Origin of the sequence: Pseudomonas sp. LS1212 (assembly GCF_024741815.1) — a bacterium.
GTDB lineage: Bacteria > Pseudomonadota > Gammaproteobacteria > Pseudomonadales > Pseudomonadaceae > Aquipseudomonas.
In genome coordinates, this window is the sequence record NZ_CP102951.1 from 1,252,752 (window position 1) to 1,274,943 (window position 22,192).

The 22,192-nt window shown below is 62.3% G+C and carries 19 protein-coding genes; 16 read left to right on the forward strand and 3 right to left on the reverse strand.

All coding sequences use genetic code 11. The features are described from left to right. Positions 1–71: 71 nt before the first annotated feature. Both NVV94_RS05790 and NVV94_RS05795 read right to left on the reverse strand, forming a co-directional pair. Positions 72–1,535 carry a gamma-aminobutyraldehyde dehydrogenase gene (locus NVV94_RS05790; RefSeq protein ID WP_258446274.1) on the reverse strand — a complete coding sequence of 488 codons (1,464 nt, stop codon included), beginning with the start codon at positions 1,533–1,535 and terminating at the stop codon, positions 72–74. Positions 1,536–1,682: 147 nt separating this feature from the next. Then, a complete protein-coding gene (locus tag NVV94_RS05795) occupies positions 1,683–2,597 on the reverse strand; it encodes a LysR family transcriptional regulator (protein WP_258446275.1) in 915 nt (304 codons plus the stop codon). Positions 2,598–2,782: 185 nt separating this feature from the next. Here NVV94_RS05795 and NVV94_RS05800 point away from each other — a divergent pair, with 185 nt between their 5' ends. From NVV94_RS05800 to NVV94_RS05870, 15 genes are all read left to right on the forward strand, one after another. After that, positions 2,783–3,514, forward strand: coding sequence for a tellurite resistance TerB family protein (locus NVV94_RS05800; RefSeq protein ID WP_258446276.1), 732 nt, complete (start codon positions 2,783–2,785; stop codon positions 3,512–3,514). A 219-nt stretch (positions 3,515–3,733) separates the two neighbouring features. Next, entirely contained in the window at positions 3,734–5,296 is a 1,563-nt protein-coding gene (locus NVV94_RS05805; protein ID WP_408733481.1) for a methyl-accepting chemotaxis protein, read from the forward strand. A 7-nt stretch (positions 5,297–5,303) separates the two neighbouring features. Then, entirely contained in the window at positions 5,304–5,834 is a 531-nt protein-coding gene (locus tag NVV94_RS05810; RefSeq protein ID WP_258446278.1) for a chemotaxis protein CheW, read from the forward strand. Beyond that, positions 5,831–7,114 carry a CheR family methyltransferase gene (locus NVV94_RS05815; RefSeq protein ID WP_258446279.1) on the forward strand — a complete coding sequence of 428 codons (1,284 nt, stop codon included), beginning with the start codon at positions 5,831–5,833 and terminating at the stop codon, positions 7,112–7,114. The genes NVV94_RS05810 and NVV94_RS05815 overlap by 4 nt, the downstream gene beginning before the upstream one ends. Then, a complete protein-coding gene (locus NVV94_RS05820; RefSeq protein WP_258446280.1) occupies positions 7,111–7,794 on the forward strand; it encodes a chemotaxis protein CheW in 684 nt (227 codons plus the stop codon). The genes NVV94_RS05815 and NVV94_RS05820 overlap by 4 nt, the downstream gene beginning before the upstream one ends. Next, entirely contained in the window at positions 7,791–10,070 is a 2,280-nt protein-coding gene (locus NVV94_RS05825) for a hybrid sensor histidine kinase/response regulator (protein WP_258446281.1), read from the forward strand. Before NVV94_RS05820 ends, NVV94_RS05825 begins: the two co-directional genes overlap by 4 nt. Beyond that, positions 10,067–11,077: a chemotaxis response regulator protein-glutamate methylesterase gene (locus NVV94_RS05830; RefSeq protein ID WP_258446282.1), complete on the forward strand. Its 1,011-nt coding sequence runs from the start codon at positions 10,067–10,069 to the stop codon at positions 11,075–11,077. Before NVV94_RS05825 ends, NVV94_RS05830 begins: the two co-directional genes overlap by 4 nt. 32 nt (positions 11,078–11,109) lie before the next feature. Beyond that, entirely contained in the window at positions 11,110–12,114 is a 1,005-nt protein-coding gene (locus tag NVV94_RS05835; protein WP_258446283.1) for a PleD family two-component system response regulator, read from the forward strand. A 137-nt stretch (positions 12,115–12,251) separates the two neighbouring features. After that, positions 12,252–13,347, forward strand: a protein-coding gene (prfB, locus tag NVV94_RS05840; protein WP_258446284.1) for a peptide chain release factor 2 whose coding sequence is annotated in 2 segments (ribosomal slippage) — positions 12,252–12,323 and positions 12,325–13,347 — 1,095 coding nt in all. Because the reading frame shifts where the segments join, the coding sequence is not laid out codon by codon here. Between the two features lie 83 nt (positions 13,348–13,430). After that, entirely contained in the window at positions 13,431–14,942 is a 1,512-nt protein-coding gene (gene lysS, locus NVV94_RS05845; protein ID WP_258446285.1) for a lysine--tRNA ligase, read from the forward strand. A gap of 98 nt (positions 14,943–15,040) precedes the next feature. Next, a complete protein-coding gene (locus tag NVV94_RS05850) occupies positions 15,041–15,745 on the forward strand; it encodes a TetR/AcrR family transcriptional regulator (protein WP_258446286.1) in 705 nt (234 codons plus the stop codon). 26 nt (positions 15,746–15,771) lie between these two features. Further along, on the forward strand, positions 15,772–16,317 hold the full coding sequence (locus NVV94_RS05855; protein ID WP_258446287.1) for a hypothetical protein: 546 nt from the start codon (positions 15,772–15,774) through the stop codon (positions 16,315–16,317). A gap of 21 nt (positions 16,318–16,338) precedes the next feature. Next, complete coding sequence (locus tag NVV94_RS05860) at positions 16,339–17,616, forward strand: flavohemoglobin expression-modulating QEGLA motif protein (protein WP_258446288.1); 1,278 nt, start codon at positions 16,339–16,341, stop codon at positions 17,614–17,616. After that, on the forward strand, positions 17,588–18,547 hold the full coding sequence (locus tag NVV94_RS05865; RefSeq protein WP_258446289.1) for an alpha/beta hydrolase: 960 nt from the start codon (positions 17,588–17,590) through the stop codon (positions 18,545–18,547). Before NVV94_RS05860 ends, NVV94_RS05865 begins: the two co-directional genes overlap by 29 nt. Next, positions 18,544–18,870 carry a hypothetical protein gene (locus NVV94_RS05870; protein WP_258446290.1) on the forward strand — a complete coding sequence of 109 codons (327 nt, stop codon included), beginning with the start codon at positions 18,544–18,546 and terminating at the stop codon, positions 18,868–18,870. Before NVV94_RS05865 ends, NVV94_RS05870 begins: the two co-directional genes overlap by 4 nt. Positions 18,871–19,001: 131 nt before the next feature. On the opposite strand, the gene NVV94_RS05875 is transcribed toward NVV94_RS05870, so the two are convergent. Further along, positions 19,002–19,346, reverse strand: coding sequence for a pilin assembly protein (locus NVV94_RS05875; protein ID WP_258446291.1), 345 nt, complete (start codon positions 19,344–19,346; stop codon positions 19,002–19,004). A gap of 197 nt (positions 19,347–19,543) precedes the next feature. Between NVV94_RS05875 and ppc the strand changes: the two genes are divergently transcribed. Then, positions 19,544–22,180 carry a phosphoenolpyruvate carboxylase gene (gene ppc / locus NVV94_RS05880; protein ID WP_258446292.1) on the forward strand — a complete coding sequence of 879 codons (2,637 nt, stop codon included), beginning with the start codon at positions 19,544–19,546 and terminating at the stop codon, positions 22,178–22,180. Positions 22,181–22,192 lie beyond the last annotated feature (12 nt).

The following is a 22,192-nucleotide window of genomic DNA, read 5'->3' on the forward strand; positions in this document are numbered from 1 at the left end:
TATGGTCGGGGCAGTAGTGAACGTGATGAAACAGTTAAGGCTCGTTATTAGAGTAGTGCGGTTATCGGTGCTTAACTCATATGCTCGCCATGTCGCGCCATGATGTGGCGTACCACGCTGTAGTCCTGAAGCGAATCGCTCGATAGATCCTTGCCATAGCCGGAGCGCTTGAGCCCGCCGTGAGGCATCTCGCTGACCAACATGAAGTGGCTGTTGATCCAGGTACAGCCGTACTGCAGGCGGGCGGCAACCTGCATGGCCTTGTCCAGGTTCTGGGTCCAGACCGAGGAGGCCAGGCCATATTCGGAATCGTTGGCCCAGTCGACTGCCTGGGACAGCTCGTCGAAACGGGTGACCGTCACGACCGGGCCGAATACCTCGCGCTGAACGATCTCGTCGCTCTGCTTGCAACCGGCGAGCAAGGTCGGCTGGTAGTAGAACCCGGGGCCGGAGTGCACCGCTGCCCCGGTGACGCGTTCGATATGCGGCTGGCCAAGAGCGCGCTCGACAAAACTGGCGACGCGGTCGCGCTGGCGGGTGCTGATCAGCGGCCCGATCTCGTTATCGGCATCACGCTTGCCGGCAAAGCGCAGGCTGCCGACGGCGCTACCGAGCTCGGCGACCAGGCGATCATGAATCCCGGCCTGGGCGTAGATACGACAAGCTGCGGTGCAATCCTGGCCTGCGTTGTAATAGCCGTAGCTGCGCACGCCTTCGACGACCGCCTTGATGTCGGCGTCGTTGCAGACGATTACCGGTGCCTTGCCGCCCAGTTCCAGATGCGTGCGCTTGAGGGTCTTGGCGGCGGCCTGAAGGATTTTCTGCCCGGTGACGATATCGCCGGTCAGCGACACCATGCGTACCTTCGGGTGGCTGACCAGATGGCTGCCCACGCCTTCGCCGCCGCCGCAGACGATATTCAAAACCCCGGGCGGCAGCAATTGGGCCAATGCTGGCGCCAGTGCCAGGATCGACAAGGGGGTGTGCTCGGACGGCTTGAACACGAGGGTATTGCCGGCCGCCAGTGCCGGAGCGATTTTCCAGGCGGCCATCATGATCGGGTAATTCCACGGCGCGATCGAAGCCACGACGCCGATCGGGTCGCGGCGGACCATGCTGGTATAGCCAGGGAGGTATTCGCCCGAGAGCTGGCCGGTCTGGCAGCGCACGGCGCCAGCGAAGAAACGGAAAACGTCGATGGTCGCGTTGAGGTCGTCCTGGCGCGCCAGATGCAGGGGCTTGCCGCAGTTCAATGCTTCCAGGCGTGCCAGCTGATCGGCCTGTTTCTCGATGGCGTCGGCAATGGCCAGAAGGATATTCGAGCGTTGCTGCGGGGTGGTTCGCGACCAGCCGGCAAAGGCGCGATGAGCTGCAAGGATTGCCGCTTCGACCTGTTCGGTGCTGGCTTCGGCGATATGTGTCAGGACTTCGGCCGTGGCCGGATTGATGATGGGCTCGACGAAACCCTGGCCGGCAACCAGCTCACCATCGATCAACAGTGAGGTGAACAGTGGAGTCGGTTGCACGCCAGCCATGTTACGAGTTCTCTTGTTAGTTAATGGCACGGTGCTCTCCACGAAACTCTTTATGAAAAAAGCAGCCCGACCTTATGTTCTCGATGGAAACAGACTAGTGGTCGGGCCTGAGGTCGACAAATTCTAAATACTGAAAGGGGCATTCGATTAAATCGATGGCCTGCGCCCACCATTGGGTTGTTCGCGGGCCACGGTCAGGAAAGGGTCGACCAACGCTGGCCGCGCCGTGCCCCGGCGCCAGGCAAGGCCCACGTCCAGGGTCTGGTTGAGGTCGGCCAGCGGGCGGGCCTCGATAATGTCGCCTTCCAGCGACCAGGGTCGATAGGTCATGTCCGGCTGGATCGAAACCCCCAGCCCGGCCGCGACCAGGCTACGCACGGCCTCGGTGGAGGCAGTGCGCAGTGTGATGCGGGGCTGCAGGCCGACGCCGGACCAGATGCGCTGGGCATTGCGGTCCATCTCGTCGACGTTGAGCTGGATCAAGGGCTCGCGCGCCACATCGCCCAGACTGATGCTGTCATGTTCCAGCAGCGGATGTTGGGCGGGCAACCAGAGGCGATGCGGCGAATGGGTGAGGACTTCGGTCTGCAGTGCATGCCGGTCCTCCAGGTTGGAGAGGATCAGCACACCGACATCGATCTCGCCGCTGACCAGCAGGTGTTCGATGTAGGGGCGCTCATCTTCCATCACTCGAATCTCGACGTTGGGGTAGGCCCGTTGGAAGCGCGTCAGCAGGTCGGCCAGGTAATAGCCGGCCACCAGGCTGGTCACGCCGATGGTCAATTGCCCGGCAACCTGGTCGGTGCTCTGCTGCAGGCTGCGCTTGGCGTTGTCGACAGTGGCCAGGATCAGGTGGGCCTGGCGCAGGAATTGATGCCCTTGGTGGGTCAGGGTCATACCCTTGGCGTGACGGTTGAACAGGTTGACGCCGATTTCCTGCTCCAGTTGCTGGATCGCCAGGGTGAGGGTCGATTGCGAGATGAACACCGCCTGGGCGGCGGCGGAGATCGAGCCGGTCTCGGCGACGGCGATGAAATGACGGATCTGGCGTAGCGTCATCATGGACAGCGGCTTCTTGGTGAGTTTTATAGATTTTTCTGAGTGTATATCTTTTTTATCAATGGATAGTGGCACCTTGAGGGTATGCCTGTGGGCAACATCTGGAAGCAAATCCCTGGGCGTGCTTGTCTGGAGTTGGCATTACTCTCGTGAAGTCTTTTATGGATTCGGTGTGTGGAGGCTCTCCCATGAACACGCGTGGCTTGCTCGATCAATTGCTCAAGTCCGGTCAGGACCTGCTGCAGAACCAGGCGAAGAAAAGTTCGACCAACACACCGTCCGCCAGCGCCGCGGGTGGGTTGGGTGGCCTGCTCGGCGGTTCCAATGGCGGCGGGCTGGGCAGCCTGCTCTCCGGTGCCGGGGGCGGTGCCCTGGCGGCAGGTGCCATGGGGCTTTTGCTGGGCAACAAGAACGCGCGCAAGTTTGGCGGCAAGGCATTGGCCTACGGTGGCCTGGCCGCGCTTGGGGTGCTGGCCTACAAGGCTTATGGCAACTGGCAGGCGCAACAAAACAATGCCCCGCAAAGCGAACCGCAAACCCTTGACCGCCTGCCCGAGCAACAAGCGGAACTGCACAGCCAGGCGATTCTCAAGGCGCTGGTGGCAGCCGCCAAGGCCGATGGGCATGTCGATGAGCGCGAGCGGAACCTGATCGAGGGTGAGTTCGTCAAGCTGACCCCGGACCAGGAACTGCAGCATTGGCTGCATGCCGAGCTCAACAAGCCGCTGGACCCGGCCGACGTCGCTCGCGCGGCGAGCACTCCGGAAATGGCCGCAGAGATGTACATCGCCAGTGTCATGCTGGTCGATGAGGAGCATTTCATGGAGCGCGCTTACCTCGATGAGTTGGCGCGTCAGCTCAAGCTGGATCCGGGCTTGAAAACCGAGCTGGAATTGCAGGTAAGACAAGCATCGGTCTGACGCTAAAGGAGGCAATGGCAAATATCAAAGCAGTTGGGGTCTGGTTCAACGCTGGAAAAGGCCTGCGAGTCTGTCGGAAAGAAGACAGATAGCGAGGATGCGCCTGGGCTATACTCGCCCATTTTTCGCGTGCTGGCGTTGAACGCTTGAGGGCTGACTGTGAAGAATTGGACATTGCGCCAACGAATCCTGGCGAGTTTCGCCGTAATTATCGCCATCATGTTGCTGATGGTGGTTGCCTCTTACTCCCGCCTGGTCTCCATTGAAGCCAGCGAAGAGAATGTTCGAACCGACAGCCTCCCGGGGCTGTACTACAGCTCCATGATTCGCAGTGCGTGGGTCGACAGTTTCGTGTTGACCCAGCGCCTGGTCGACCCCACCGATCAGCACGCCCTGGTTGCCGAAGACCTGGAGCAGTTCAAGGGCTTCAAGGAGCGACTGACGGCGAACAAGGCAAAGTATCAGGCAACCATCCATGAGAGTACCGACCAAGCCAGCTTCGACGAGTTCGGACGCCTTGAAGCCACCTTTGACGAGGCATTGAGCCACGTCCTGGAGGCCTATCGAAAACAGGATCATGCCGAGACCCAGCGGCTGTTGACCGATGAATTGGGGCCGGCCTGGATGGCGGGTCGCGACCAGCTGAACAGCCTCATCGAGCGCAATCGCCAGGTGGCCGAAGAAGCCACCGCGTCCATCGAGGCGGCTGTAGCGGCCGCCAAGATCAGCATGATGCTCTCCTTGCTGGTGGCTGTTATCGCAGCCGCTATCTGCGGGCTGCTGCTGATGCGCGCCATCATGGCGCCGATGCAGCAAATCGTGAAAATCCTCGAAATCATGCGCACCGGTGACTTGAGCACCCGACTGAACCTGGCGCGCAAGGATGAGTTCGGCGTGGTGGAGAGCGGATTCAACGACATGATGACCGAGCTGACGGCGCTGGTGTCCCAGGCCCAGCGGTCTTCGGTGCAAGTCACCACGTCGGTGACCGAGATTGCCGCGACCTCCAGGCAGCAGCAGGCGACGGCCACCGAGACGGCGGCGACCACCACCGAGATCGGTGCGACCTCCCGCGAGATCGCGGCAACTTCCCGCGACCTGGTCCGCACCATGACCGAAGTCACCTCGGCCGCCGACCAGGCATCAACCCTGGCAGGCTCCGGCCAGCAGGGCCTGGCCCGCATGGAAGAGACCATGCACCAGGTCATGGGCGCGGCCGATCTGGTTAACGCGAAACTGGCAATCCTCAACGAGAAGGCTGGCAACATCAACCAAGTGGTGGTGACCATCGTCAAGGTCGCCGACCAGACCAACCTGCTGTCGCTCAATGCGGCCATCGAAGCGGAAAAGGCCGGCGAGTACGGCCGTGGTTTTGCCGTTGTCGCCACGCAAGTGCGACGACTGGCGGACCAGACCGCCGTGGCGACCTATGACATCGAGCAGATGGTCAGGGAGATCCAGTCGGCGGTGTCCGCCGGCGTCATGGGCATGGACAAGTTCTCCGAAGAAGTGCGACGCGGCATGTTCGAGGTGCAGCAGGTCGGTGAACAACTTACGCAGATCATTCAGCAGGTGCAGGCGCTGGCGCCGCGCGTGTTGATGGTCAACGAAGGGATGCAGGCCCAGGCCACCGGCGCCGAACAGATCAACCATGCCCTGGCGCAACTCGGTGACGCCAGCAGCCAGACAGTGGAGTCCTTGCGTCAGGCCAGCTTCGCCATCGATGAGTTGAGTCAGGTGGCGGTCGGGCTGCGCGGCGGCGTATCGCGTTTCAAAGTCTGAACTGCCGATGAACGAGCTTTCGCCACCTCGCGGCGCCATGACGGCATCGCTCAGCAAGCTGTTCCTGGTCTTCCGCATTGGCACGGAACGCTTTGCGCTGGAGGCCGCCGAAGTTGCCGAAGTGCTGCCCCGCCTGGCCCTCAAACCAATCGCCCAGGCGCCGCAGTGGGTCGCCGGCGTATTCGCCCATCGCGGCCTTGTGGTTCCGGTCATCGATGTCAGCGCATTGACCTTTGGCCGACCGGCACCGGAGCGCACCAGCACGCGTCTGGTCCTGGTGCATTACCGCATCGATGCACAGCGCCCCCACTTGCTGCTGGGCCTGGTTCTGGAACAGGCCACTGACACGCTGCGCTGCAACCCGGCCGACTTTCACCCCTATGGCCTGGACAATCGCCAGGCGCCCTACCTTGGGCCGGTGCGCGAGGATGAGCAGGGCTTGTTGCAATGGATCCGAGTTCTGGATTTGCTGCCCGAATTCGTTCGCGCGCTGCTGTTTCCTGCGCAGATGGGCGTTCCGGGCGAGGGCCAGGCATGAACCATCAGCAACGTTTTTTCCGCTTCCTGCAAGACCGAATCGGCCTGGACGCTACCTCGGTCGGTGCCGCGATGATCGAGCGTGCCGTGCGCCAGCGCTGCACGGCGGCACAGGCGCGAGACCTGGATGATTACTGGCTGATGTTGCAGCAGTCGGCGCCTGAGCAACAAGCGCTGATCGAAGCGGTGATCGTTCCGGAAACCTGGTTTTTTCGCTACCCCGAGTCGTTTACCGCATTGGCCCGACTGGCCTCGGCGCGTCTGGGCGAGCTGAATGGGGAGCGGCCGTTACGCATACTGAGCCTGCCTTGCTCATCGGGAGAGGAACCCTATTCGATTGCCATGACCTTGCTCGACGCCGGTATTGCCGCGCATCAGTTCAAGGTCGAGGGTATCGATGTCAGTCCGCATTCGATCGAGCGGGCCAGTCGTGGGCTTTATGGGCGCAACTCATTTCGCGGTGCCCGGCTCGACTTTCGCGAACGGCATTTCACGGTACAGGCCGAGGACTACCTGCTCAGCGAGCCCGTTCGCAAGCAGGTGCAGCTGCGGGTCGGGAATGTACTGGACCCGGCATTGCTTGCCGGAGGGCCGACCTACGACTTCGTCTTTTGCCGCAACCTCTTGATCTATTTCGATGTGCCGACCCAGCAACGGGTGTTCGGCGTGCTCAAGGCACTGACCGCTGAACCAGGGGTGTTGTTCATTGGTCCGGCCGAGGGCAGTTTGCTGGCCCGCCTGGGCATGCGCCCGCTGGGCATTGCCCAGTCATTCGCCTTCGTGCGGCGCAGCGAGCCTGCCGCGATCGACCTGCCGACACGGCTACCAATTTCGCCGCCGCCACGTTTATTGCCTGCGGTTCACTTGTTGCCACAGGCCCGCTCCCAGAACCGATCGGTGCCCCTGCGTGCGGCCGTCGCCGAGCCGGCCGAGGTCATTGCCGGCGCGCAACAGGCGGCGACCCTGCTCGGTCAGATCGCCACGCTTGCCAATGAAGGCAAGAGCCGTGAGGCACGTACCGCGTGCGAGCTTTATCTGCAGCAGCATGCCCCGGATGCCCAGGTGTTCTACTGGTTGGGGTTGCTCAGCGATGGGGCGGGCAACGCCCTCGAGGCTCAGGTTTTTTACCGCAAGGCGTTGTACCTGCAACCGCAGCACCCTGAAGCACTGGCGCACCTGGCTGTTCTGCTTGCGTCCCGGGGAGATATGGCCGGTGCCCGACGCTTGCAGGAGCGCGCTGCCCGTAGCGAACGTGCCGCTGAAAGTGAGCGCAAACGATGATTGGCCTGACTTCGCTGAATGTGATCCAGGCGGATGCCCAGGACATCGACGATTGCTGGAACCGGATCGGCGTGCATGGCGAACAGTCCTGCCCGCTGCTGGTCGAGCATATTCATTGTCGCAATTGTGCTGTCTATGCGGCGGCTGCCACCCGTCTTCTCGACCGTTACGCCTTGTCCCAGGAGCCGCAGCAGGCATACGCCGAACAGCAAGCCTCGGTGGTGACGCGTTCCATGTTGATGTTTCGCCTGGGCGATGAGTGGCTGGCCCTGGCAACCCGTTGCCTGGTCGAGGTCGCGCCGGTTCAGCCGGTTCACTCCCTGCCGCACCAGCGCTCAAGGGCCTTGCAGGGGGTGGCGAACGTCCGTGGAGCGCTCGTGGCCTGCCTGTCGCTGGGTGAATTGCTCGGGCTCGACAGCGCAGCTGTCAGCGTACCTTCTGCTGCTGCACGGGGCATGCCGCGCATGTTGATTCTCGCCGCGCCTGGCGGCTCGGTGGTGGTGCCGGTCGACGAGGTCGACGGGATTCACGCGATCGTCCCCAGTGACCTTGACGCCAACCCGGTGAGCGGGCAGGGCAGCGCCCGGTTCACCCAGGCTGTATTGATGTGGAAGGGCCGTAGCGTGCGAGTCCTGGATGAAGAGCAATTGTTGTCTGCCGTGACCCGGAGCCTGTCATGACCCCAGAGCAAATGCGCGATGCTTCATTGCTCGAACTGTTCAGCCTGGAGGCCGAGGCGCAGACCCAGGTCTTGAGTGCCGGGCTGCTGGCGCTGGAGCGTGATCCAACCCGGGCCGATCAACTGGAAGCGTGCATGCGCGCCGCCCATTCGCTCAAGGGCGCGGCGCGTATCGTCGGCGTCGATGCGGGTGTCAGCGTCGCCCATGTCATGGAAGATTGCCTGGTCGGCGCCCAGGAGGGGCGATTGTTCTTGCTGCCCGAGCATATCGATGCGCTGTTGCAGGGCACCGACCTGTTGATGCGCATCGCCACCCCCGGGGATGCCTCGAGCGGGCCGGACGAGATCGCAGCGTATCTGGCGCACCTGGCCGGCTTGCTGGAGCCGGCTGCGGGGATCGCGCCTGCGGCTCCGGCAACATGGGTTGAACCCGAACCCGAACCCGAACCCGAACCCGAACCGGCGCTGGCCGAACCTGAACCAGCGGCGACGAGCAGTTCGGCCATGGGCAAGCAGGTCAGCGAAGGGACCGAGCGCGTCCTGCGGGTGACCGCCGAGCGCTTGAACAGCCTGCTGGATCTGTCGAGCAAGTCCCTGGTCGAGACCCAGCGCCTGAAGCCTTATCTGGCGACCATGCAGCGGCTCAAGCGCATGCAGGGGCAAAGTATCCGTGCACTGGACGACTTGAAGGTGCAACTGCAGGCCAGTGGTCAGAGCCTCAAAGTGCAAGAGGCCCTGGCCCAGGCGCAGCAGTTGCTGGCCGAGACCCAACAGATGCTGGTGCAACAGACGGTCGAGCTCGATGAGTTCGGCTGGCAGGCCGGCCAGCGTGCGCAACTGCTTTACGACACCGCCCTGGCGTGCCGGATGCGTCCGTTCGCCGAAGTCCTGGCCGGCCAGGCCCGTATGGTCCGCGATTTGGGACGCTCCCTGAACAAGCAAGTGCGTCTTGAGATCGAGGGTGAAAAGACCCAGGTCGATCGGGATGTGCTGGAAAAGCTCGAGGCGCCGCTGACGCATTTGCTGCGCAATGCTGTCGACCATGGCATTGAAGCGCCGGAGTACCGAATGCTGGCCGGCAAGCCGCCGGAGGGCCTGATTCGCCTCAGGGCTTCGCATCGGGCCGGCATGCTGGTGCTGGAGCTGAGCGATGACGGCGCGGGCGTCGACCTGCCGCGCCTGCGCCGCAGCATTGTCGAGCGGCAGTTGTCGCTAGCCGAGACGGTCGCACAACTGAGTGAGGCCGAGTTACTGACGTTCCTTTTTCTGCCGGGTTTCTCGCTGCGAGACCAGGTCACCGAGGTTTCCGGGCGCGGGGTCGGGCTCGATGCGGTCCAGCACATGGTCCGTCAACTGCGGGGGGCGATCGAGCTTGAGCAGGTGAATGGGCAGGGCAGTCGTTTTCATCTGAAAGTGCCACTGACCCTGTCGGTGGTACGCAGCCTGGTCGTTGAAGTCGGCGCCGAAGCCTATGCTTTTCCCCTGGCGCATATCGAGCGCACGCTCGACCTGCCGACTGCCGACATCGTGCAGATCGAAGGGCGCCAGCATTTCTGGCATGAAGGGCGCCATGTCGGCCTGGTCGCGGCCAGCCAGTTGTTGAACCGCCCGGCCAGCCAGGCTGCCGGCGATAGCCTGCGCGTGGTGGTGATCCGTGAACGCGATGCGATGTATGGGGTCGCGGTGGAACGCTTCATTGGCGAACGGACCCTGGTGGTCCTCCCCCTCGATGCACGACTGGGCAAGGTCCAGGATATCTCTGCCGGTGCCTTGCTCGATGATGGTTCGGTGGTCTTGATCATCGATGTCGAGGACATGCTCCGTTCGGTAGAGAAACTGCAGGCCACCGGGCGTCTGGAGCGGATCGACCGTGGCTTGCACCGGGCCAGTGAAGCGGCGCGCAAGCGGATTCTGGTGGTGGACGACTCGCTGACCGTACGCGAGTTGCAACGCAAGCTGTTGAGCAATCGCGGTTATGAGGTCACCGTGGCTGTCGATGGCATGGATGGCTGGAATGCACTGCGCGGCGAGGATTTCGATCTGTTGATCACCGATATCGACATGCCGCGCATGGACGGTATCGAACTGGTCACCCTGTTACGCCGCGACAGCCGCCTGCAATCGTTGCCGGTGATGGTTGTGTCCTACAAGGATCGAGAAGAAGACCGACGTCGTGGACTGGACGCAGGAGCCGACTACTATTTGGCAAAAGCCAGTTTTCATGACGATGCCCTGCTCGATGCAGTGGTGGAGTTGATCGGGGGAGTTCAGGGATGAAGATCGCAATCGTCAACGATATGCCCATGGCCGTAGAGGCCTTGCGCCGAGCCCTGGCGTTCGAGCCGGCGCACCAGGTGGTATGGGTGGCACACAATGGTGCCGAAGCGGTGCGCCTGTGCGCTGAAATGACCCCGGACCTGATCCTGATGGACCTGATCATGCCGGTGATGGATGGCGTCGAAGCGACCCGTCTCATCATGGCCTCGACGCCTTGCGCGATTCTCATCGTCACGGTCGATCGCCAGCAGAACGTTCACCGGGTTTTCGAGGCCATGGGCCATGGCGCCCTGGATGTCGTCGATACGCCGGCACTCGGCTCCGGTAACGCTCGGGAGGCCGCCGCACCGCTGCTGCGCAAGATCCTCAATATCGGTTGGCTGGTCGGCCAGCGCAGCCCGTCGTTACGCAGCCTGGACAACCCCTTGCGTGACGTTGTCCAGCGCCAGGGGTTGGTCGCCATTGGCTCCTCGGCGGGCGGCCCGGCCGCGTTGGAGATACTGTTGAAAGGTTTGCCGCCCGATTTTCCTGCCGCGATCGTGCTGGTTCAGCATGTGGACCAGGTCTTCGCCGCGGGCATGGCCGAATGGCTCGGCAGTGCTTCGGGGTTGCCCGTGCGCCTGGCGCGTGAAGGCGAATCGCCCCAACGGGGGGCGGTGCTGTTGGCTGGCACCAACCACCATATCCGCTTATTGAAAAATGGCACCCTGGCCTATACCGCCGAACCGGTCGATGAAATCTACCGGCCGTCCATCGATGTGTTTTTTGAAAGCGTGGCCCGCACCTGGCGCGGGGATGCCGTCGGCGTCCTGTTGACCGGCATGGGTCGCGATGGTGCGCAAGGGCTCAAGTTGATGCGTCAGCAAGGATTTTTGACCATCGCCCAGGACCGGGAAAGCAGTGCGGTCTATGGTATGCCGAAGGCTGCTGCGGCGATCGATGCCGCTGTCGAGGTGCGCTCACTGGAACGGATCGCGCCGCGACTGATGGAGATATTTTTGAAATGAACCCGAATTCGCCACGCCCTAGGTAACAGCGCATGCATGATTTACCCATCGACGGTTTCCAGACCGCCCACCATAACGCCGCAATGGTCCTGCTGGTCGATGACCAGGCGATGATCGGCGAGGCGGTGCGCCGTGGCCTGGCCCTGGAAGAGAATATCGACTTCCACTTCTGCGCCGATCCCCATCAGGCTGTGGCCCAGGCAATCCGCATCAAGCCGACGGTCATTCTGCAGGACCTGGTGATGCCGGGGCTCGATGGCCTGACGCTGTTGCGCGAGTACCGCAGCCATCCGGCCACCCGGGAAATTCCGATCATTGTGCTCTCGACCAAGGAAGAGCCCTTGATCAAGAGCGCAGCGTTCGCGGCCGGAGCCAACGATTACCTGGTAAAACTGCCTGACAATATCGAGCTGGTGGCGCGAATTCGCTATCACTCACGCTCTTACCTGACCCTGCTGCAACGTGACGAAGCCTACCGGGCCCTGCGGGTCAGCCAGCAGCAGTTGCTCGATACCAATCTGGTGTTGCAACGGCTGATGCACTCCGACGCCCTGACCGGCCTGTCCAATCGCCGGCATTTCGATGAGTACCTGGAGCTGGAATGGCGCCGGGCAATTCGCGAACAGACGCAATTGTCGCTGTTGATGATCGATGTCGACTATTTCAAGTCCTATAACGACAATTTCGGCCACCTGGATGGCGATGAGGCCTTGTGCAAGGTGGCCGAGGCGATTCGTGGCGTGTGCAACCGGCCATCGGACCTGCCTGCGCGCTACGGCGGCGAAGAATTCGTTCTGGTCTTGCCCAACACTTCCCATGGCGGCGCACGGCTGCTGGCCGAAAAGCTGCGCCAGACGATTGCCGCGCTGCAGATTGCGCACGTTTCGCCGCAGCCTGGCGCCAGGCTGACGGTCAGTATCGGCCTGGCGACGATGACGCCGCAGGTCGGCAGCCAGTGTCGGCAACTGATTTCAGCCGCCGACAAGGGGTTGTACCTGGCCAAGAACAACGGGCGCAATCAAGTGGGTATCGATTGAAAAGCAACCCGGTGGCTGAAAAAAAGCCGGGGGAGTGGGCGGTTTTCGCAGGGCCAACTGCCAGGCGGGCTGCCGTGCGCACCTGAGTGCGCTATACTCTCCGGCTTTTGATACGCTACATACGAGTGCTGCCCGCCATGGAAATCAACCCGATCCTTAACAGCATCAAGGACCTGTCCGAGCGCTCCGAAACTATTCGGGGGTATCTTTGACTACGATCAAAAGCATGAGCGCCTGACCGAAGTCAACCGCGAGCTTGAAGATCCGAATGTCTGGAACAACCCCGAGTACGCCCAGAATCTAGGCCGCGAGCGCGCCTTGCTGGCGCAGATCGTCGAAACCCTCGATGAGATGTCCGGCGGTCTGGCCGATGCCAAAGACCTGCTGTTGATGGCCGCCGAGGAAGAAGACGAAAGCGCTGTCGCGGACGTCAGCGAAGAAGTCGAGCGCCTGCGCGAGTCGCTGGAGAAGCTCGAGTTCCGTCGCATGTTCAGCGGCGAGATGGACGCCAACAACGCCTACCTGGACATCCAGGCCGGCTCCGGCGGTACCGAAGCCCAGGACTGGGCCAACATCCTGCTGCGCATGTACCTGCGCTGGGCCGACAAGCGCGGCTTCGACACCACCATCATGGAACTGTCGGCCGCTGAAGTCGCCGGTATCAAGGGCGCAACCCTGCATATCAAGGGCGAGTACGCCTTCGGCTGGCTGCGCACCGAAATCGGCGTGCACCGCCTGGTCCGCAAGAGCCCGTTCGACTCCGGCAACCGTCGCCATACGTCGTTTTCGGCAGTGTTCGTCTCTCCCGAGATCGACGACAACATCGAAATCGATATCAACCCGGCGGACCTGCGCATCGACACCTACCGTTCCTCCGGTGCCGGTGGCCAGCACGTAAACACCACCGACTCGGCGGTGCGTATTACCCACGTGCCGACCAATACCGTGGTCAGCTGCCAGAACGAACGTTCCCAGCACGCCAACAAGGACACCGCGATGAAAATGCTGCGGGCGCGCTTGTATGAGCAGGAAGTGCAGAAGCGCAATGCCGCTTCCCAGGCCCTGGAAGACACCAAGTCTGATATCGGCTGGGGTCACCAGATCCGCTCCTACGTACTCGACGCCTCGCGCATCAAGGATCTGCGAACCAACATCGAGCGCAGCGACTGCGACAAGGTGCTGGACGGCGATATCGACGAGTACCTGGTAGCCAGCCTCAAGCAAGGCCTGTAAAACAGGCCGGTAAAAATCAGCAGCACCCAAGTCCCTCCCCGATGAGGGAGGGCAACGAATCCCGCGATGGAAAATTTGAAGACATGAGCGACCAACAACTCGACCCGCAAGACCTGCAAGCCCTGCAACAGGAAGAAAACACCCTGATCGCCCTGCGCAAGGAAAAGCTTGCTGCCGTGCGCGCCCAGGGCCAGGCCTTCCCTAACGATTTCCGCCGCGACAGCTACTGCGCGGACTTGCAGAAGCAGTATGTCGACAAGACCAAGGAAGAGCTGGAAGCGGCAGCGATCCCGGTCAAGGTTGCCGGTCGCATCATGCTCAACCGTGGCTCGTTCATGGTGATCCAGGACATGACCGGTCGCATCCAGGTCTACGTCAATCGCAAGACCCTGCCCGAAGAAACCCTGGCGGCGGTCAAGACCTGGGACCTGGGCGACATCATCGCTGCCGAAGGCACCCTGGCCCGTTCGGGCAAGGGTGACCTGTACGTCGAGATGACCAACGTGCGCCTGCTGACCAAGTCGCTGCGCCCGCTGCCGGACAAGCATCACGGCCTGACCGATACCGAGACCCGCTATCGCCAGCGCTACGTCGACCTGATCGTCAACGAGGAAACCCGTCAGACCTTCCGCGTGCGTTCGCAAGTCATCGCTCACATCCGCAACTTCCTGATGCAGCGTGACTTCCTCGAAGTCGAAACCCCGATGCTGCAGACTATCCCTGGCGGTGCAGCGGCCAAGCCGTTCGAGACGCATCACAACGCGCTGGACATGGGCATGTTCCTGCGCATCGCGCCGGAGCTGTACCTCAAGCGGCTGGTTGTCGGTGGCTTCGAGAAAGTCTTCGAAATCAACCGCAACTTCCGTAACGAAGGCGTTTCGACCCGGCACAACCCCGAGTTCACCATGCTCGAGTTCTACCAGGCCTACGCTGACTACGAAGACAACATGGACCTCACCGAAGAGCTGTTCCGTGAACTGGCCGAGCTGGTTCTGGGCACGACCGACGTCCCTTACCAGGGCAAGGTGTTCCACTTCGGCGAACCCTTCCAGCGTATTTCGGTGTTCGACTCGATCCTCAAGTACAACCCCGAGCTCACTGCCGCAGACCTCGAAGACCTGGACAAGGCGCGCGCCCTGGCCAAGAAGGCCGGTGCCGACGTCAAGGGCTTCGAAGGCCTGGGCAAGCTGCAAACCATGATTTTCGAAGAGCTGGTCGAGCACAGGCTGGAACAACCGACCTTCATCACCGAATACCCGTTCGAAGTGTCGCCGCTGGCACGTCGCAACAACAGGAACCCGAACGTCACCGACCGTTTCGAGTTGTTCATCGGTGGTCGCGAAATCGCCAATGCCTACTCCGAGTTGAATGACGCCGAAGACCAGGCCGCGCGCTTCATGGCCCAGGTGGCCGACAAGGACGCCGGTGACGACGAGGCGATGCACTACGACGCCGACTTCGTTCGGGCACTGGAGTACGGCATGCCGCCGACCGCCGGTGAAGGTATCGGCATCGACCGTCTGGTGATGCTGCTGACCGACGCCCCGTCGATCCGCGATGTGATCCTGTTCCCGCACATGCGCCCGCAAGCCTGATCGCACTGAACAAGCCGCCGACCAAGGCGGCTTTTTCTTGTCTAAAAAAAGTTGATCTATCAGACAATATTCGAGGGATGCCCGTAGTGACTCCTGCAATGGCTCGACAAGGTGCTGCTGGCGTTGCCACAGCGGTGGCGGAAAGTGTTCAGTATCAAGGCCGCAAGGCGAGCCGCCAGGGCAGCGAGCAGCGTCGCCAGGACATTCTCGATGCAGCCATGCGCATCGTGGTCCGCGACGGCGTGCGTGGTGTGCGCCATCGTGCAGTGGCGGCCGAGGCGGGCGTACCGCTGTCGGCCACGACCTATTACTTCAAGGATATCGAAGACCTGCTGACCGATACCTTTGCCCAGTACGTCGAGCGCAGTGCGGCGTTCATGGCCAAGCTCTGGGAAAGTACCGAAATCATCCTGCGCCAGTTGCTCGCCCAGGCCAGCAGCGTGCCATCGTCTCGCGCGCAACTGGCCGACGAGATCGCGAAGATGACGGCCGAGTATGTGCAGCGGCAATTGTTTACCCGGCGGGACTACCTCATGGCCGAACAGGCTTTTCGCCAGGAGGCGTTGCTCAGCCCGCGACTGGCCGAACTGGTCTGCTCGCACCAGCAGATCCTGCTGCAGGGCACCTGCCAGATGCTCCAGGTATTGGGCTCGCGCGAACCCCAGCAGGATGCCAAGGTGTTGACGGCGATTATCGGGCGGATGGAATATCAGGGTCTGCTCAATAAAGAGCACCCGCACGCCGATGCAGAGATGCTCGGTATTCTCACGCGGTTCTTGCATCTGGTACTGGCTTCGGAGTAACTCGTGGTCCTATCTGGGAGAGCTGAATGAAAGCCTGGCACCTGGTATTCGCCTTATCGTTTTTGTTGTTGAGTGGCTGTCTGGTGACCTTCAAGGATCCGATCCCGGCCAACCAGGCGGCGCCGGCTGGCTTGCTGGGCAAATGGACCAGCAAGGACGCCTGGGGTGAAAAGCGGACCCTGGAAATCAGCCGCTCCGGCAGTAACCTCTACAAGGCGATCAGCTACCCCACGGGCAAGAAGGCGGCCAGGGACGAGTATGGTTTTACCGTCTCGCGCCACGGCAACCGCTGGTACGTATCGGCCGGCGTGCCGAAGGCCTTCGGTGCGAACTTCGCTATCGCCGGTTTCGACCTGACCGACGAAAATGAGCTGGTGGTTTACAACCTGGACATCGAACTCATCGAACAGGCGTTGCAACACAACGCGCTCAGTGGCGAACCCTTCGAAACCAGCGAAGGTGAAGGTGTGCTGATCACCAGCTCTCTGGACAAGGTCTTTGCCTACCTGGATGACCCGGCCAACTCCGACCTGTTCGTCGAAGTGGCGCGTTTCCAGCGGCCCAGCAAGTAATCGATCGAGAAGGAGCTTTGGGTGGACGAGTACCAGCAGACGATACGCGCACTGTCTGATCGCATAGTGTTGGCGCAGACACCGATTCGCGTGCTCGATGCGGTGAAGTGGGACGATAGCATCCGCCAGGGCTTCCTCAAGGCCAATGGTCGGGAGTTGCCGGCGGTCGACCGGGCTTACTACGAAGCGCGACCGCTGGCGTTCGACTCCAGTGCCGTGAAGCTGGAATTCCAGAACATCGAGCGTGATATCACCCGCCAGTTGGGCCAGTTCAACCCGGTCGGGCAGATCATGCGGCGCATGTGCAAGGAATACCGCATGGTGATACGCATGCTCGAGGCGCGCGGCACCGAGGATTTCGGGCTGATTTCCCAGGAGCTTTATGGCGCGGCATCCGATGCCTTCCACGCCGGCGACCCGACCCTGTCGGACCTGGGCCTGATGCTCTCCGATTACCTGAACAATATCGACTGTCGCGGCGACCTCAAGGACGAGCCCAAGAATCTGACCGCCAAGCAGGCCGTCGAGATGCTGCAGGGCCGCCTGAACAAGGTGTTCGGGGAAGCCGAAGACACCATCCGCGTGTTCGAATCCGACGGTATCGTCGCCGATGCGGCGGCGGGTGCCGATTACATCAAGATCCGCGCCGATGCCATGTTCAACAGTCGTGATGTGCGGGCCCTGGAAGTGCACGAAGGCCTGGTGCACGTCGGCACTACGCTCAATGGCTTGAATCAGCCGATCTGCACCTTCCTGGCCAAGGGGCCGCCATCGTCGACGGTTACCCAGGAAGGGCTGGCAATCCTGATGGAGGTGATTGCCTTCGCCTCCTACCCGAGCCGGCTGCGCAAGCTCACCAACCGCACCCGTGCGATCCACATGGTCGAGGAGGGGGCGGACTTCCTGCAGGTCTTCGAATTCTTCCGGGCCCAGGGTTTCGAAATGGCCGAAAGCTACGGCAATGCCAGCCGGGTGTTCCGGGGTTCGGTGCCCGACGGTCTGCCGTTTACCAAGGACTTGTCCTATCTCAAGGGCTTTATCATGGTTTACAACTACATTCAGTTGGCCGTGCGTAAAGGCAAGCTCGAACAGATTCCATTGCTGTTCTGCGGCAAGGCCACCCTTGAAGACATGCGGACCCTGCGCCTGCTGGTCGATGAGGGCCTGGTGGTGGCGCCCAAGTACCTGCCCGAGCAGTTCCGCGACCTGAACGCGTTGTCGGCCTGGATGTGCTTCTCCAACTTCCTCAACCACCTGAGCCTGGACCGTATTGAAGCGGACTATTCGAACATTCTTTAGCTCCATCCTCAGGCAGCTCGGCATCATGGCCCTGCTGGCGGGGTTGAGCGGCTGCAGTGCCTTGTTGTTCTTCCCTGAACGAGGCCAGCCGTTCACCCCGCAAAGGGTCAACCTGCAATACAGCGACATCACTCTCAAGGCCGCCGACGGTACCCGCCTGCATGGCTGGTGGCTGCCGGCCAAGGCCGGTGTACCGGTCAAGGGCACGGTACTGCACCTGCATGGCAACGGCGGCAATCTGGCCTGGCACCTGGGCGGCAGTTGGTGGCTGCCGGAGCAGGGCTATCAGGTCTTGCTGCTCGATTATCGCGGCTACGGGCTGTCCGGCGGCGTGGCCGAGTTGCCTGGGGTCTACCAGGATATCGAGGCGGCGCTGGAGTGGCTGCGGCAAGCCCCGCCAGTCCAGGGCAAGCCGCTGGTGCTGCTCGGCCAGAGCCTGGGTGGCGCGATGGCCGTGCATTATCTGGTCGGGCACCCCGAACAGCGCGCGCGGTTCAAGGCCCTGGTATTCGATGGTGTGCCGGCCAGCTATCGCGATGTCGGGCAGTTTGCCTTGAGCACGTCGTGGGTCCTTTGGCCGCTGCAGGTCCCGCTGTCCTGGCTGGTGCCGGACGGCGACAGCCCGATCCACTCGATCGATCGACTGACCGGCGTCCCGAAACTGTTCTTCCAGAGCATCGATGATCCGATCGTGCCTCTTTCCAACGGCATCCGACTGTATCAAGCTGCGCCGCCGCCCAAGGCCCTGCAGTTGACCCGGGGCGGGCACGTGCAGACCTTCGCCAAACCGACCTGGCGCAAGGTCATGCTCCGGTTTCTGGATGACCCGCAGCATTTCAACGGGCTGCGACGGCTGGCGGAAGTGTCGAACTTTCCACCTGCTGCATCCGTACCGCCTTCTGACGATGAACCTTCCGAGAGTCCGCAATGAGTGAAGAACGTAACGCCATCCCTCTGATCATCACCGGGATCTGCAGCATCATCGGCACCGTCGGGTTCCTGTGGTACTACGGCTACCTGCATTTCGCCAAACCGGAGGATGCGCTGCTGTTGTCCGACTTCACCATGCTCAAGACCGTGCCAGGCGAGGACTACAAGGTCTCCCTGAGCCCATCCCCGCAGGTTGCGCAGTGCATCGACGGCGTGCTGGTGCTGTTCGACACCGAGCAGAAGGGGCTGACCGGTGTGCTGGTCGATCGCAAGAAACAGGCGGTGCGCTGCATGGGGCAGGAGACGCCGCAGCAGGTTGATTGAGGGCCTGTAATTGAGGCTGTCCTTCAGGGCCTCATCGCGGGCAAGCCCGCTCCTACAAGGATCGCGCGAACCCCTGTAGGAAGGGCCGGGCGGCGTTCCGCTTGCCCGCGATGAGGCCCTCAAAATCACCATCAGTGTTTCTGATCATCATTCTGCACCGAAAGATCATGCAGATACCGCCGCGACAGCGCCAGAAAACGCGGGGTAGGTCCGATGTCCTCATACAGCGGATCACCTTCTTCGTCAGTGGCAATCACCTGCTGGCCCTTGATGTAGGGAAAACTGGTTTCCAGCTCTTCCAGCGCAGCCCCGAGCAGTTCACCGAGCAGTTCTTCGGGCTGGCGTTTGGGATACATTTCGGCAATGGCGGCCAGGCGGGCGGCCGACTCCACATCCAGGTGCAGGCTATAGGCGGTCTTGGTCAGGCGACCCTTGGCGTTTTCTTCCCAGTGTTGGGCAAGTTCACGAATTTTCATATGGACCTCACCGCCTTGGCGGCACTGAACCCTCGGGGGGCGTCTATTCAGATTAGCCCCATTCAGGCAGCCCAACACCTCGGCCGCCTTGTAACAAAGCGCCGGGCTGGGGCACTCTGTGCAGCAGAGGCGTTTTTCCTGACAGTGTTCCTTCACTGGAACGGCAAGCGGTCCCTGCGCCGCTGGAGAGAAGACCGATGACCGATATCGACGCGCGCCTGCGCGAGGACGTCCATCTGCTGGGCGAGTTGCTGGGTAAAACGGTGTGCGAGCAGCATGGCGAGGCCTTCCTGGAGAAGATCGAACGCATTCGCCGAGGGGCCAAGGCCGATCGGCGCAGCGCGGAAGTCAGCGCCGAGCAGCTGAGTTCCAGCCTCAACGACTTGCGCGAAGATGAACTCCTGCCAGTGGCACGGGCCTTCAACCAGTTCCTCAACCTGGCGAATATCGCCGAACAGTACCAACTGATCCGCCGTCGCGACGCCAGCCAGGCCGAACCCTTCGAGGCCAGGGTGTTGCCGGATCTGCTGGCACGGCTCAAGGCCGAGGGCCATGGCAACGACGCGCTGGCCCGGCAACTGGGGCGTCTGGACATCGAACTGGTGCTCACCGCGCACCCGACCGAAGTGGCCCGCCGGACCCTGATCCAGAAGTACGACGCGATCGCCGCGCAACTGGCCGCCCAGGACCATCGTGACCTGATCCCGGCCGAACGCGAGCAGATCCGGCAGCGCCTGCAGCGCTTGATCGCCGAAGCCTGGCACACCGAAGAAATCCGCCGTACCCGGCCAACCCCGGTCGATGAAGCCAAGTGGGGCTTTGCGGTGATCGAGCATTCGCTCTGGCAGGCGATTCCCAATTACCTGCGCAACGCCGACAAGGCGCTGCATGAAGCCACCGGCTTGCATCTGCCGCTGGAGGCCGCACCCATCCGTTTCGCGTCCTGGATGGGCGGCGACCGTGACGGCAATCCGAACGTGACCGCCGCCGTGACCCGCGAAGCGTTGCTGCTGGCGCGCTGGATGGCCGCCGACCTGTTTTTGCGCGATGTCGATCATCTGGCCGCCGAGCTTTCCATGCAGCAGGCCAGCAGTGCCTTGCGCGAAGTGGTCGGCGAAAGCGCCGAACCTTACCGGGCGCTACTCAAGCAGTTGCGCGAAAGGCTGCGGGCGACGCGCAACTGGGCCCAGTCGTCGCTGCGCGAAACCCAGCCGGCAGCGGCCGATGTCCTGCACAGCAACCACGAACTGATCGCAGCGCTGCAATTGTGCTATCAGTCGTTGCATGAGTGCGGCATGGGCGTCATTGCCAATGGCCCGCTGCTCGACTGCCTGCGCCGCGCGGTGACCTTCGGCTTGTTCCTGGTACGTCTGGACATCCGCCAGGACGCCGCGCGGCATACCGCAGCGCTCAGTGAAATCACCGACTACCTGGGCCTGGGGTGCTACGCCGACTGGGACGAAGAGACCCGGATCAGCTTTCTGCTTAAAGAACTGCACAACCGCCGTCCGTTGTTGCCGCCGCACTTTCGGGCGCAGGCTGAAACCGCCGAAGTGCTGGCGACCTGTCGCGAGATCGCTGCCGCGCCTGCGGCATCGCTTGGGTCTTATGTGATTTCCATGGCCGGGGCAGCTTCGGATGTATTGGCCGTGCAGTTGTTGCTCAAGGAAGCCGGCCTGATGCGGCCGATGCGCGTTGTGCCGCTGTTCGAGACCCTGGCGGATCTGGACAACGCGGGGCCGGTGATCGAGCGCCTGTTGCTTTTACCCGGTTATCGCGCCGGTTTGCACGGGCCGCAGGAGGTCATGATCGGTTACTCCGATTCCGCCAAGGATGCCGGCACCACGGCCGCTGCCTGGGCCCAGTACCGGGCGCAGGAAACCCTGGTACGGATCTGTCGCGAGCAGCAGGTCGAGCTGCTGCTGTTCCACGGTCGCGGCGGCACGGTCGGGCGCGGCGGCGGCCCGGCGCATGCGGCGATCCTGTCGCAGCCTCCGGGCTCGGTGGCCGGGCGCTTCCGCACTACCGAGCAGGGCGAAATGATTCGTTTCAAGTTTGGCCTGCCGGACATTGCCGAGCAGAACCTCAACCTGTACCTGGCGGCCGTGCTGGAAGCGACCCTGTTGCCACCGCCGCCGCCGGAACCGGCCTGGCGCACGCTGATGGACGAACTGGCGGCCGATGGTGTCCAGGCCTACCGCAGCGTGGTGCGTGACAACCCGCAGTTCGTCGAGTACTTCCGCCAGTCGACGCCGGAACAGGAGCTGGGGCGCTTGCCCCTGGGCAGCCGGCCGGCCAAGCGCCGGGCCGGCGGTATAGAAAGCCTGCGGGCGATTCCCTGGATTTTCGGCTGGACCCAGACCCGGCTGATGCTGCCGGCCTGGCTGGGTTGGGAGGCAGCACTGAGCAAGGCGCTGGAGCGAGGGCAGGGGCCGCTGCTGGAAGGCATGCGCGAGCAATGGCCGTTCTTCCGCACGCGCATCGACATGCTGGAGATGGTCCTGGCCAAGGCCGACGCCGATATAGCCCGTCTCTACGACGAACGTCTGGTGCAACCGGAACTGCGACCTTTGGGTGCACATTTGCGCGACCTATTGTCGCAGGCGTGTGCGGTGGTGCTGGGGCTGACCGGCCAGTCCGTACTGCTGGCACACAGTCCCGATACGCTGGAATTCATCCGGTTGCGCAATACGTATCTGGACCCGCTGCATTTATTGCAGGCTGAGTTGCTGGCTCGTTCGCGAGTGCGCGAAGCCGCCCTGGATAGCCCTCTGGAGCAAGCGCTGCTGGTCACTGTCGCCGGAATCGCGGCCGGTTTGCGCAATACCGGCTGAGGCCGGGCAGGT

Excerpts from the sequence above, each read along its gene's own strand:
- NVV94_RS05825 (WP_258446281.1), top strand. The coding sequence starts at position 7,791 with ATGACCCCAGAGCAAATGCGCGATGCTTCATTGCTCGAACTGTTCAGC.
- NVV94_RS05820 (WP_258446280.1), top strand. The coding sequence starts at position 7,111 with ATGATTGGCCTGACTTCGCTGAATGTGATCCAGGCGGATGCCCAGGAC.
- NVV94_RS05875 (WP_258446291.1), bottom strand. The coding sequence starts at position 19,346 with ATGAAAATTCGTGAACTTGCCCAACACTGGGAAGAAAACGCCAAGGGT.
- NVV94_RS05850 (WP_258446286.1), top strand. The coding sequence starts at position 15,041 with ATGGCTCGACAAGGTGCTGCTGGCGTTGCCACAGCGGTGGCGGAAAGT.
- NVV94_RS05835 (WP_258446283.1), top strand. The coding sequence starts at position 11,110 with ATGCATGATTTACCCATCGACGGTTTCCAGACCGCCCACCATAACGCC.
- NVV94_RS05810 (WP_258446278.1), top strand. The coding sequence starts at position 5,304 with ATGAACGAGCTTTCGCCACCTCGCGGCGCCATGACGGCATCGCTCAGC.
- NVV94_RS05795 (WP_258446275.1), bottom strand. The coding sequence starts at position 2,597 with ATGATGACGCTACGCCAGATCCGTCATTTCATCGCCGTCGCCGAGACC.
- NVV94_RS05815 (WP_258446279.1), top strand. The coding sequence starts at position 5,831 with ATGAACCATCAGCAACGTTTTTTCCGCTTCCTGCAAGACCGAATCGGC.
- NVV94_RS05855 (WP_258446287.1), top strand. The coding sequence starts at position 15,772 with ATGAAAGCCTGGCACCTGGTATTCGCCTTATCGTTTTTGTTGTTGAGT.
- lysS (WP_258446285.1), top strand. The coding sequence starts at position 13,431 with ATGAGCGACCAACAACTCGACCCGCAAGACCTGCAAGCCCTGCAACAG.
- NVV94_RS05805 (WP_408733481.1), top strand. The coding sequence starts at position 3,734 with ATGTTGCTGATGGTGGTTGCCTCTTACTCCCGCCTGGTCTCCATTGAA.
- NVV94_RS05830 (WP_258446282.1), top strand. The coding sequence starts at position 10,067 with ATGAAGATCGCAATCGTCAACGATATGCCCATGGCCGTAGAGGCCTTG.
- ppc (WP_258446292.1), top strand. The coding sequence starts at position 19,544 with ATGACCGATATCGACGCGCGCCTGCGCGAGGACGTCCATCTGCTGGGC.
- NVV94_RS05790 (WP_258446274.1), bottom strand. The coding sequence starts at position 1,535 with ATGGCTGGCGTGCAACCGACTCCACTGTTCACCTCACTGTTGATCGAT.
- NVV94_RS05800 (WP_258446276.1), top strand. The coding sequence starts at position 2,783 with ATGAACACGCGTGGCTTGCTCGATCAATTGCTCAAGTCCGGTCAGGAC.
- NVV94_RS05870 (WP_258446290.1), top strand. The coding sequence starts at position 18,544 with ATGAGTGAAGAACGTAACGCCATCCCTCTGATCATCACCGGGATCTGC.